Genomic DNA, 13,010 nt, shown 5'->3' on the forward strand with positions numbered 1-13,010 from the left:
ATAGATTAAATGATCTCGCCCTTTTTTATCACCATTGGATCAAGATCACCCATGACAACTTGATTTTTTCGAACCTTGACTTGTTTATCAGTAATCACATTTTCGAGGAGCGCACCCTCTTCAATCTCACCTTTTTGCATGATAATGCAATTTTTCACAACCGCTCCTTTACGTATTTTAACACCACGAAAGATAATGCTATTTTCAACGATACCCTCGATATCACATCCGTTAGCAATTAATGACTTGTTAACCTTTGAAAAAGCAGAGTATTTGGCTGGGGGTTCATGTTTCACCTTCGTGAAAATATCCCAGTCACGAAAGAAGAAGGATTGTAAAACATGAGGGTCTAACATCGTCATATTACTCGTGTGATACGTTCTTAAAGAATGGATAAAAGGTAAGACACCCTCAAATGCATACCCATTCACACGTCGTTTCGTTAAATTTGCTTTTATTCCATCTTTTAATAGATCATATTCCTTATTATTAACGCAAGATTCGATGATATCGATAAGTACCTCTTTATTTATCACGTAAGTTTCAAGACATACTAAATCGCCTTCATCAATTCTTGTGTATAAGCCTATATCTTGTACTTCTCCCGCTTCATCTATTTTGCATGTATGATATAGGGGTTTTGAGACAGGTTCACCTTCATACGCCTTATAAACAAGCGTAATATCCGCCTTACTTTTTTTATGTTCTTTGATCACATCTGTAAAATCAATTTTACAAACATGATGACCTGGCGATATGACGACCAAATCTGCAGCTGAACGATGAAAAAAATCGATTTGATCTTTGAATTGATCCAAGTCTCCACGAATCATTTTGTTTGGATGCATAGGTGGAAAAAAGAATAAACCACCATTTCTTCGATCTAAATCCCATTCTTTTCCTGTTCCTAAATGGTCCATCATGGATCGATAATTTTCTTTAGCAAAAATGCCTACTTTGCTAATATTAGCATGTATAAAATTAGAAAGCGTAAAATCAATGAGTCGATTCCGTCCTCCAAAGGGTACAGAAGCAAGGCAACGATTTAATGTCAATTCTTTTAAATATTGTTTTTCATTGATGAGATTAACAATTCCAAGTACCCTATCCAATAAACACATCCCCTTTTAGGATCAGTAATAGATTTAAGATTTCTGAAATAGTTCGCGTAAATGATAGAAGATCAAGAACGAGGTTTCGGGGAACTATATGTAGACTTTAGATCTACAAGAGGACCGGAGAAACAAAACCTTGATTTCATTTATGCTAGCTTGGTACCTTAAAATATAAATAATAGCATTAGACTTTTTTATTTATGAACAACTAGCTTAAATTTTTATAACACTTCTCGAATATGAGAGGTCATCTTTTCTTTATTACTTATTAAAGTAATGTTTTGAGATGGATTTGAAGTGCCAAAAGTAGAACCAGCTTCAACAATCGTATGACTTGTCACAATTGATCGTTCGATTGTGACGTTATCTCCTATCGTCACATTTGGCATGATGACAGAATCCTTAATCGTACAACCCTTCCCAATCTGAACGTTATAGGAAATAACAGATCGAATAACTTTACCAAAAACCATTGATCCTTCATTTATTAATGACTGTCTAACTTCAGCCTCTGGAGAGATGTATTGCGGTGGATGATTAGCATTCCCGGTAAATATCTTCCAGTGTGGATCATTTAAATTCAGTGGTGGGTTTTCTTTCAGGAGATCCATATTTGCTTCCCATAGACTTTCAATTGTACCAACATCTTTCCAATAGTCACTGAATCTGTAAGCATAAATTCGACTTTTGTCTGCTAACATTTTTGGTATGATATCCTTACCAAAGTCATTGGATGAATTTGGATCTTGATCATCTTGAATAAGGTGCCGACGTAATGATTTCCAATTAAACAAATAAACACCCATCGACGCTAAATTACTTTTTGGCAAACTTGGTTTCTCATGAAACTCAATAATTCTATCTTGTTCATTGGTATTCATAATACCAAAGCGATTCGCGTCGTGCCATGGCACTTGAATAACGGCAATCGTCGCTTCAGCCTGCTTTTCAATATGAAATTCCAACAATTTATTATAGTCCATTTGATAAATGTGATCTCCTGAAATGACCAAGACGTATTCAGGATCATTTTGGTCTATGAATTTTATATTCTGATAAACGGCGTTTGCTGTTCCCTTATACCATTGGCCACCATTTTGTCCTCGATAAGGTGGAAGGACATGGGCTCCTCCACATTTACGGTCTAAGTCCCATGGACGACCATTTCCCACGTAAGTATTGAGAAGGTGAGGCTGGTATTGTGTTAGCACCCCAACAGTGTCAACCCCAGAATGCATACAATTACTTAATGTAAAATCTATAATACGGTATTTACCTCCAAAAGGAACAGCTGGTTTTGCTAACGTATTTGTTAGTTCACCCAACCTTGTTCCCTGTCCCCCTGCTAGTAACATGGCAACCCATTTTTTATTTGTCATAAATAAAATCCTCCCTCCTGCGTCTTTTTTTTGTTTGTTTCATAAAGATGCTCACCCCCAAAGGAGGAACAGTGACTTCCATACTGTACGGTTGATTATGATAGGGTTGTTTCTCAACCTCTATCGATTCAGCATTGTATTGCCCAGAACCGCCAAATTCTTCTAAGTCAGTATTAAATACTTCAAAGTATTTTCCAAAAGAGGGAACGCCAATTCTAAAATTGTGGTAAACAGTTTCTGTAAAATTACATAAAACGATGCAATAGTCTCCTTTTCTTTTTCCTCTTCTAATAAAAATTATGATGCTTTGTTCATTATTATGCGGGTCAATCCACTCAAATCCTTCAGAAACATGATCTAATTTCCATAGACAGGACATTTTTTGGTAAAAATGATTGATTGTTATAAAAAACTGATTAAACTTATGATGAGATTCAAAGTTTAGTAAGTTCCAATCCAATTGTTCTATATCTTTCCATTCGTCGAATTGAGCAAATTCACTTCCCATAAAAATAAGTTTTTTACCAGGATGGGTTAAGAAATAAGTATACAGTAACCTTAAATTAGCAAATTTTTGCCAATAGTCACCTGGCATCTTATTTAATAAAGACTTTTTACCATACACAAGTTCATCATGAGAGAATGGGAGTATATAATTCTCTGAAAAAGCGTAATACATGGAAAATGTCAACATATTGTGATGATACCGTCTATGTACGGTTTCCTTCTGCATATAACGAAGTAAATCATTAACCCAACCCATGTTCCATTTATAGTTAAAACCGAGTCCCCTTTTATCCGTTGGATAGGATACTAATGGCCAATCGGTTGCCTCTTCTGCTATCATTAAAGCATGTGGAAAGTTTTTAAATACGACTTCGTTAAGTTTCTTTATAAAAGCAATTCCTTCAAGATTTTCTTCCCCACCATACTTATTTTTCAATGTTGACGGTAGAGTATGGTCATGATTCAAATAAATTAAATAAGAAACAGCATCGATACGGAAACCGTCAATATGATATTTATCCATCCAAAAGATCGCATTTGAAATTAAGAAACTTACCACTTCAGGCTTATGAAAATCAAAGTTGTACGTACCCCAAAGTGGTCGTTCCGAACGAATTGGATCAGCAGGTTCATAAAGTGCTGTCCCGTCGAACTGCCCTAATCCATGAGAATCTTTGCAAAAATGTAAAGGGACCCAGTCTAAAATAACACCGATGCCTTTTTGATGGCATTGATCGATAAAATACATAAAATCCTCTGGATTTCCGTATCGGCTCGTTACTGAATAATACCCTGTTATTTGGTAACCCCAAGAACGATCGTAGGGATGTTCCATCACTGGCATAATCTCAATGTGAGTAAATCCATGACGAAGAACATAATCAATCATTTGATCTGCGTCTTCTCTATAGGAATAAAACTCACCATTGTCTTTCTTTTTCCAAGATCCGAGGTGGCATTCGTAAGTTAACATGGCTGAATGATATGAGTCATATTTTTTGCGATTATTAATCCATTTCTGATCGTGCCATTCATAATGATCCAATGAATAAACACGCGAAGCCGTGTTAGGTCGTAATTCCGAGAAAAAAGCATATGGATCCGCTTTCAAAATGGTTTGGTTTGATGGAGTCATAATTTCATACTTATATAAATCGCCTTCAACTAGATCAGGTATAAATAATGTCCAAACACCTGAATGAATATTAGTCATGCGATGATTAATCCCATTCCATTGATTAAAATCGCCTACAACAGAGACATGTTTCGCATTCGGTGCCCAAACAGTAAATCGCACACCAAGAATATTTTGATCTTTTATCACTTGCGCTCCGAATAGCTTATAACCCTCATACAATGTTCCTTCGTGAAAAAGATAAATGTCCTCTTCACTAGGAAGGATGTCTAGCTTATTTTCCAGTAATTGACTCAATTATCCACACCTCCAAATCCCTTATTAAATCTTATATTAATTATTCTACGAAAGTATTCAGAATCCTTTGTAATTTTATATCTAAATTTGTCGAAATTTTTATTTATTAAAAATTATTTTTTTCAAAAATATCAGTGTTGAAATTTACTTTTAATCATATGATAAGTATCAAGAAAAACGTATGTCATTCTTAAACCCTTCTTAAAGGGGTGATAAAACAAAAAAACGCTTAGAACAGATAAACTTGTTCTAAACGTCATTTAAATTAAAATCTTAAAATCAACTTTCCCCAATATATAAATACTACGTTTGAACTGCACGGTAGTTGAGTGAGTATTGCATGCGCTTTATAAAGATAAACGATAGGGCAACTGACCAAGCAAGGGGATTATTTTGATTGGGAATATTTTTCCCTCCAATATATAGTTCAGGAACAGCCCAGTTCTCTGGAACAATACTTTTAGTTTTTTCGAAATACTCTTCAGCTTTATCTAACATTCCGAGTTCATCGTAGCACAGGCCAAGCCATGGAAAAGCAAAACACCATTCTGCTTCTGCACCTTCATTATAATACTGATCATTTTTGTAACGGATACAGCCATTCGTACGTTCAAGCTGTGTGGTGACATGATCAAGAATGGTTAACGCCATTTCACGACTTACTAAACGATACGGATAAATTAATGATAGGAGAGCTAAATCGGTTTCTTTTGATTCGCTTTCCCTAGGAAGCAAGTGACTGAGGGTTTGTTCTCCTTTTTTAATAAGGTCGTCCTTCACTTTGACAATCAATTTGACAGCTTGAAGGCCAGCAACACACGCTCCAACGCTTGAGGCATGTACTTCCATATTTTCTTCCCACATGCCATTATCTTTTGCGGTCCAATATTCTAGGCATTCAAGATAATCTACTAATTTTTGGATAATCCGAATATCATGATGATCACGAATCAATCTCTGACCATTCTTTATCCCTTCCCCTATTCCCCAAAGAAAAGCGCCTATTGCATCATTTTGAGCATGACCCCACGCAGCATTGATCTCCTTTAGATCCATTGAATAACGAGAATGAATATATTCATAAAGTTGAACAGGCTTTTTATTTCGATGTATATCAATTTTCCATTCATATCTTAAGAAAAGATCTAATAATGCATGAAATGCCTTTTCGTATCGTTCAGATGGTTTTTGAATAAAAGGTAGAACAGTATAGACAATATCTCTTATCCAAACATAGCTATAATCCTTTGATAAACTAGCTGTATATGCTCCATTGGGTAAACGCATTTGATCTAGCACTTTTATCGCTTGCTCTGTATTCATTATCAAAACACCTCCACTATTTTTTACCTTAATTTCAGTGTTGACAAACCTCCATTTTTTAAACATCAATAAAGCGCTTACAAATATGTTATATTCCTAGTTTATGTTGAAATCTTTAAAAATGATTATACTTATACCATAATAGAAGCAAAAACACGCCCTTTTTTAACGAACAATGACTTTTTTTACTTCGATGTTTCTATTGTACGTGTTCAAAAAGGTGACAAATTAGAAGGATTACTGGCGAAATACGCTGGCATCCTACAAGAAACGCCAGTACTAGCCCATCCTGGGCGTCGGAAGGCCAAGAAGCTTAAAAACGGCATTCCACATGATGTGGTAGCCTCAGGCGCCAGCCACACGTTGAGTGATTTTAGCTAGAGATCCTCTTGTATCCACTACATGAAGATCAGAAAAGCAAGTGGGCGTCGAGATTCGCACTATCATTTGGTGACGATAGAGGACTTTTCATCGCTTTGGCTCCACTTGAAAGATGTTACATATTGCGATATGATGACTACCAATAACATCCGACGTATAAAAGGAGAACTCAAGCATATGAAAAAACTAGGATTAATCCTCCTTGTCATCATTCTGTCGACAACTTTTACTACACTCATTATTTTATCTCATTCTAATGATGAAAATGTATCGAAACATAAGAGAAGCAAAACTCATGAAGTAATTAGTGCCAGCGTTGACCATTCCAAAATTCAATTAAAAAAGAAACATTCCTATCCAGTCGTCTTTGTACATGGGTGGACCGGAACGGAAGGCTCCTTTCGATCAATGCTAAATCGGATGACATCGGTTTATGAAGGTCCAGAAAGAGCACTCCTTATCTATGTGAAACCGAATGGCAAACTAATCGTACATGGAAAAATAACCAATCAACGTATTCCACTTATCCAAGTTGTTTTTCAGAATAATAAAGGCTCTCTAGATGAACAAACAAAATGGTTTGAAACAACCATGCAATGGTTAAAACAAAAGCAGCATATTCAAACGGTAGACCTTGTTACTCATTCTTTTGGAGGTAAAACAGCGACTTACTTTCTAGAAACAACCTCAAAATCAAGAAAAGACTATCCGGCTGTGAATAAATTTGTCCCTATTGCGGCTCCATTTAGCTGGAGAGATGGACCACAAGACGATAGCAAATTAACTGTCGACCAAATGAAAAGAACGAGTGTAGTATACCCCAAACGAGATCAACTTCCACATAATTTAGATGTTTTAGCGATAGGTGGAATCATAAATAAAGCCGAAGCCGGCGACGGAACGGTCAAGCTAAAAAGTGCTTTTTTAGGCCGTTATATTTTTACTCATCAAAAATATCAAGAAAAAACTGTAACTGGACGTATGGCGCAACATAGTATGCTCCATGAAAATCCAAAAGTAGATGCTCTTATTGCTGATTTCTTATGGGGTGTTAATAATAAATGATAAATAAAAGGTGGAGACTAAACGACTCTACCTTTTATTTATTAGATACCATACGAGACCTAGATAATACGATATGCTCCATCTGGAGGACACTATTAAAGTTTCAGACTAACGATGTTCAAAAAAACCTCTAAACAAATAAAGTAAAACTTCAATCTGTCAGATCTTACGGCCGTTAAGCCAATAAATAGTAACCCTACATCATCCTTATACTGATGTAGGGCTTTTATTAAACTCGACTAATCTTGTACTTCATGAATATAAGGAGCTGGATCATAGTTATCTATTGGCATGGTCAAAACCCGATCCATGACACTTTCCGCTAGTAACTTTCCAACTAAAGGTCCTGTTGTTAATCCTGATGCCCCAAGACCATTAGCTGTTAAGAGATTAGGATATCCTGGTACCCTCCCGATGAAAGGTGAAAAATCAGATGTAAATCCTCGAGATCCTACTCTCCATTCTTTGATTTCGCCTTCGTTTAAACCAGGGGCAAAACGTAGAGCCTGATGTAAAATATCATATATGCCCTCAACAGTAGGTGAAAGATCAAATCCCTTATGTTTTTCATGCGTTGCTCCTATAACAACTTGTCCATGATCAAATGGGACAATACTTTGACCAATTGGAGGCAAAATAACTGGCCAATAACCGGTTTGTTTATGGTTTAATCTTAAATGTAATAACTGACCCTTTTGAGGCGTGATATCAGTCATTAAGCCAAGCGGAGCTAATAGATGGCGTTCCCAAGCTCCAGCAGCAATGATGACCTGATCAGCAGGTAGGATGTTTTCGATCGTATGACAAGATACACCATCTACCTTTCCATTTGTAGCACAAAGATTTGCAGAACCATGAAGAATGGTTGTACCATGTTTTACAGCGGCTATTTCTAAAGCATCTCTAAGTGCTCTTCCGTTGACTCTAGCTCCACCAGAAACTTTTAATCCCATAAAATGGTCTTTCAATAATGGAAATTCTAATTTAGCTTGCTCATGGGTTAATAATGTAATTTCACCTATTTCTGGCGCTTCTTTTCGTCTACTTTCTGCTTTCTCTGCTAGGTCAATAAGCAATTGCTTATCTTCTCGAATACACATAGCCCCCACTTGCTGAAAACCTATGTCACAGGACACCTCATTCGTTAAATTCACGATTAGTTCACGATAATATCTTGCCCCTTGTTTAGCCAATTCGTACCACACCTTGTTACGGCGTTTTGATAACCAAGGGCAAATAATACCTGCTGCTGCGTCTGTTGCCTGACCTGGATCTTTTCGATCAATAACAGTCACGTCATAGTTCTTTGATTGACTTAATGTATAGGCAGCACTCATCCCGATAATTCCGCCGCCTATGATTACAATTTTCTGCATATCATTCATCTCGCTTTATAATCTCCTAGTTTCATTCTATCATAAATATAGAATGAAATTTACCCAACTGGCTATGTCTTATCTTCTAAGAAGTACTTTCAAATGATTAAACTTAACAAGACCTTAATGAAAGAAGGAATATACCGTGATAGAGAATGAGTGGTTATCTTGTCTGCCTATTGAAGGTATAAAGGATGTCAAACGTGTTAGTGGTGGAGATATTAACGAAGCTTTTTTAATAGTAACGAATACACTACCGTATTTTTTAAAAATCCACCGTAACATGAAAGCTCACTTTTTCAAAAAGGAAGCTTACGGTCTTAAATTATTAGGAAAAAAAGTGCGAACACCGATTGTCTATGATGTTGGACAAATAAAAAACGATGCGTACATCCTAATGGAGGCTATAGAAAGCGGTCCACCTAATGATACTCTTTGTGGACGTGCTCTTGCTCAGCTGCATACTGATACCCAATCACATTTTGGTTTATCTGAAAATAATTATCTAGGAACTTTACCACAATCGAACCAACCAAATAAAAACTGGGCTTCCTTTTATATCAATCAACGATTAAATCCCCTTGTTAAGATGGCAAAGGAGCAGGGGTACTGGAATCAGCAACGCGAAAAACTCTTTAGTAGGTTTATCGATCGATTTAAAAATGAGGATAGAGCCGTAATGCCCAGACTATTACATGGAGATTTATGGAGAGGAAACGTCATGTTCACAACTCAAGGAGAGCCGGTCTTCATAGATCCTGCCGTTTTCTATGGTGACCGCGAAATGGACCTTGCCATGACGATGTTGTTTGGAGGGTTTAGTAAAACTTTTTATGCATCCTATCAAAAGGCTTTTCCATTAGAAACTGGCTTTGAAGAAAGAGTTCCTGCCTATCAACTCTATTATTTACTCGCGCACTTAAACTTGTTTGGTGAAAGTTATGGTGGGTCAGTGGATCGTATCTTACGGCGTTGTAACAGTTAAAACTTTAGCTTGTAACACAACAAAATGGGGTGCTATATTCACCACCCCAATCAAGCTATTATTTCAATCTATGAAGAAGCATGGATATAAATCGATCACTATCGACGTCTAATGCGACATCCATATTTTCTTTTTGATTTATTTGAAAACGGAGATCGCAAACGGTTTGTCCATCGCATAAAGAACTTTCGGTTTCTACATCTACATAGAGACTTTCAGTTTGAATCATAGTTGGATCAATAGCAACGCCTACCGCCAGTGGGTCATGCATAGGGCAAGCTGTGATTACTTCATCAAACTGTCTGAAATTCATATAGTATTGAGTGCTTTTATGAATGAAATCGTAATAGCGAGATCCCTTTAGTTCATCGACATGGTAATCATGTAAAAGAGTTTTCATCGTTACATCTAGTCCTACCATCGTCAAGGGTATTCCTGAATGGAAAACAATCTTTGCCGCTTCTGGATCCGCATAAATATTAAATTCGGCAACAGGGGTTACATTCCCTTGGGTTTTAGCAGCGCCACCCATAAATATCACTCTTTTTATATCTCTAGCAAACGTAGGGTCTTGTTTTAAGACATGAACAAGGTTTGTTAATGGAGCCGTCATAATGAGTGTCACTTCTTTTGGATATCGATGAACTTGCTCAATGATAAAATTAGCCGCATGCTTTGATGAAGGCCTTGCGTGTAATTCCATATCGGTTAATGCTTCGCCAAGTCCATCATTACCGTGAACACGGTGTTCATGAAACTTTTTTCTGATGAGTGGTTCAAATGCACCGGGATAAACGTTAATCTCATTTTCTTTCCCTACCAATTGTAAAACTTTTAACGTATTTCGAGTGGCTTGTTCAAGAGAAACATTTCCGCTTACCGTTGTAATCCCTAGTATATCTAACTCTTCTGATTCTGTTGCCAGCATAATGCCAAGAGCGTCATCAATTCCTGTATCAACATCCAATATTACTTTTTGCATTTTTATGTGTCCCTTCTCATTTTTTCTGAATCTAAAAACCTATGTATTCATAAGCTATAGCTATTAAAAAGATAGTCAAAGTTTTTCATGTTATAAAGTATCCTCTGTCTAAAAAGGCAAAGGATACTAGGAAAATAGAATGTATCTTTTAATTAGTTAAACATATTTTTCGAAATTAAAGCGTTACTCTTATCGTCATTTCACATCTACTTTTTTTAGCGTGAGAGGCTTTCAAACCACGGTTTATTCTATGAAAAATCACAAATCTAATTATACCAATGGGACGATGAGTTGACAATCCACATAGACATTTTTAAACTTAGATAAGTTTTATATAATTAAACAAAATTCATTGTTTGATTCATAAAGAAAAAGACCAGCATGTGAGCTGGTCTCTTTGATTAGTTATTATCCCGGTTATTTGAAGCGACAAGCATGAGGATAAATCGCAAAAGTTCCATAAAAGCAACAAGCGCAGCTGCCACATACGTTAAAGCTGCAGCGTTTAAAACTTTACCTGCTTGGCGTTCCTCATCTCGTTTAACAATCCCTAGACTGACAATCTGATCACGGGCCCGGCTTGATGCGTTAAATTCAACTGGTAGAGTAACCAATTGGAATAAAACAGCAAAGGCAAAAAATATGACACCAATTAATGCAAGATTAAATATTTGAAGCAGAAATCCTGCAAAGATCAAAATATACGATAAACTTGATCCCAAATTAGCAAGAGGAACAAGTGCATGTCTGATTCGAAGTGGAGAATAATTCGTTGCGTCTTGAATTGCATGCCCTACTTCGTGTGCAGCGACAGCCGTTCCTGCAATAGAATCACCATGATAGATCCCTGAAGATAATCGAACAACCTTACTTGAAGGATCGTAATGATCAGTAAGTGTTCCAGATACTTCTTCAATGGTCACGTCATACAATCCATTATCATCTAAGATTTTTCTTGCGACTTGTGCGCCTGACAAACCGGTTGAGTTAGGAACTTCTGAGTATTTAGCATAGTTCCTACGAACACGACTTTGTGCCCACATAGGGATAGCCATTAAAATAACCATATAGATGAGATACTGCACAATTCCCATGATTGACTTAACCTCCACTATTTTATTAAGGTCAATTTTAGTCAAATATTGTCCTTTTGTCAAATTCCCTGTATCGTCAAAAATGTTTCCCCTTTTGTATTAATTTTCTTTTAAGTGCGTGTTCAAAAAGGTGACAAATGAAAAGGGTTACTGGCTAAGTACGCTTGCATCCTGCAAGAAACGTCAGTACTAGCCCATCCTGGGCGTCGGAGGCTAAGAGTGGTGGCAGTTCCCGAGGACCTGCATTCCTCGCGTTGTGGTAGCTTCAGGCGCCAGCCACAGGACGTGAGCGGTTTTAGCCAGAGATCCTCTTGACTCCACTACATGAGGACCGGAAAAACGAGTGGGCGACGAGATTCGCAAGTTATCATTTGGTGACTTTTTGAACAACCTCTTTAATCGCTTTTCGACTTCTTCTTAATTTACTAACTAAAAGAAGCGTAATAAAAATCCCCCCACTAATATATATTATGGGAATCCACTCAATTTGAGAATGCGATTGTTGTGTTTTCTGATTAAAAACAACTTGCAGGTCTTCTCGGAGTTGATTTAATTTTTTTACACTATCTTTATCTTGCCTTATCGTCATTCGATTATTAGATAATTGGTCAACTTTTTCATTGACTTGTTGGACTTGATTAGAATTCTGATCGATCATCATGGCTGGATAAATGGTCTGATACTGATCAAGAAACTGATTTAACTGATGCTGAAAATGTGTCCAATCTTTTTTTTCAACTGAGTTCTGCATTTGATTGGCATATTTCATCACTTTGGGCGTTAATATTTTCCACATTGGATTAGAATCAGATTCAATTGCATCGACAGCTAGTCGAAGTTGAACCACGTTACGGTTTTTTTGTTTTTCACTAATATCTGATTTAATGGTTTGACGCGCTTGATCTAATGAAGAAGTGATGATTCTTTGATCTAAATCTGGAATGGGCGTCATATCTACAAGCATGGACCACTTTTTATTGAAACTTTTTAAAAGATCATCGATTTGTCCATATTGTCCATTATTGGCAAATTGATAGGATTGATCTGATAATTCTTCAAGTTCCTGCCAAGTTTGAGCAATAAGGTTCTCATCTTCTTTAGCCAATACACTATGTGGCAATAAGAATACTAATATGGTTACTAAGCATAGCATAACACTCTTCATATTCCCATGTCCCTCCTCTTATGAGAAGTATATGGTTAAAGGGACAAGAATAGACTGTCATATTGATGATCCTTTCATTCACTTGATAACTCAATCTTCTAACTGACTTATATGATTTAAATAGTACAGGGGTTTTTTGGTAATAAAGAAAACTTGACGGTTGCGGGGCCTATAAGACGCAGATAGAGGTCTAGAATGGGTCACTT

General features: G+C 36.7%; 10 protein-coding genes. 2 read left to right on the top strand and 8 right to left on the bottom strand.

What is annotated here, in order from left to right; translation table 11 throughout:
* Positions 1-5: 5 nt before the first annotated feature.
* The 4 genes from glgD to FG390_RS08075 all read right to left on the bottom strand — a co-directional run bounded on the left by glgD (position 6) and on the right by FG390_RS08075 (position 5,756).
* A complete protein-coding gene (glgD, locus tag FG390_RS08060) occupies positions 6-1,112 on the bottom strand; it encodes a glucose-1-phosphate adenylyltransferase subunit GlgD (RefSeq protein ID WP_141190539.1) in 1,107 nt (368 codons plus the stop codon).
* 224 nt (positions 1,113-1,336) lie between these two features.
* On the bottom strand, positions 1,337-2,494 hold the full coding sequence (locus tag FG390_RS08065) for a glucose-1-phosphate adenylyltransferase (protein ID WP_141190540.1): 1,158 nt from the start codon (positions 2,492-2,494) through the stop codon (positions 1,337-1,339).
* Positions 2,484-4,433 (bottom strand): 1,4-alpha-glucan branching protein GlgB, encoded by a 1,950-nt coding sequence (gene glgB, locus FG390_RS08070; protein WP_141190541.1) that lies wholly within the window; start codon positions 4,431-4,433, stop codon positions 2,484-2,486. Before glgB ends, FG390_RS08065 begins: the two co-directional genes overlap by 11 nt.
* 303 nt (positions 4,434-4,736) lie before the next feature.
* Positions 4,737-5,756, bottom strand: a complete 1,020-nt coding sequence (locus tag FG390_RS08075) for a glycoside hydrolase family 15 protein (protein WP_141190542.1) — start codon at positions 5,754-5,756, stop codon at positions 4,737-4,739.
* Between the two features lie 558 nt (positions 5,757-6,314).
* Between FG390_RS08075 and FG390_RS08080 the strand changes: the two genes are divergently transcribed.
* On the top strand, positions 6,315-7,202 hold the full coding sequence (locus FG390_RS08080) for an alpha/beta hydrolase (protein ID WP_181406431.1): 888 nt from the start codon (positions 6,315-6,317) through the stop codon (positions 7,200-7,202).
* 239 nt (positions 7,203-7,441) lie between these two features.
* On the opposite strand, the gene FG390_RS08085 is transcribed toward FG390_RS08080, so the two are convergent.
* Complete coding sequence (locus FG390_RS08085) at positions 7,442-8,587, bottom strand: NAD(P)/FAD-dependent oxidoreductase (protein ID WP_141190544.1); 1,146 nt, start codon at positions 8,585-8,587, stop codon at positions 7,442-7,444.
* Between the two features lie 136 nt (positions 8,588-8,723).
* On the opposite strand from FG390_RS08085, the gene FG390_RS08090 reads away from it, so the two are divergent.
* Positions 8,724-9,563 (top strand): fructosamine kinase family protein, encoded by an 840-nt coding sequence (locus tag FG390_RS08090; protein WP_219995049.1) that lies wholly within the window; start codon positions 8,724-8,726, stop codon positions 9,561-9,563.
* A 58-nt stretch (positions 9,564-9,621) separates the two neighbouring features.
* On the opposite strand, the gene FG390_RS08095 is transcribed toward FG390_RS08090, so the two are convergent.
* The 3 genes from FG390_RS08095 to FG390_RS08105 all read right to left on the bottom strand — a co-directional run bounded on the left by FG390_RS08095 (position 9,622) and on the right by FG390_RS08105 (position 12,804).
* Positions 9,622-10,545 (bottom strand): nucleoside hydrolase, encoded by a 924-nt coding sequence (locus FG390_RS08095; protein WP_141190545.1) that lies wholly within the window; start codon positions 10,543-10,545, stop codon positions 9,622-9,624.
* A 401-nt stretch (positions 10,546-10,946) separates the two neighbouring features.
* A complete protein-coding gene (locus FG390_RS08100; RefSeq protein ID WP_181406432.1) occupies positions 10,947-11,639 on the bottom strand; it encodes a zinc metallopeptidase in 693 nt (230 codons plus the stop codon).
* 367 nt (positions 11,640-12,006) lie between these two features.
* Entirely contained in the window at positions 12,007-12,804 is a 798-nt protein-coding gene (locus FG390_RS08105) for a sporulation protein YpjB (protein ID WP_141190546.1), read from the bottom strand.
* Positions 12,805-13,010 lie beyond the last annotated feature (206 nt).

The organism is Terrilactibacillus laevilacticus (genome assembly GCF_006517395.1).
GTDB classification, from domain to species: domain Bacteria; phylum Bacillota; class Bacilli; order Bacillales; family Sporolactobacillaceae; genus Terrilactibacillus; species Terrilactibacillus laevilacticus.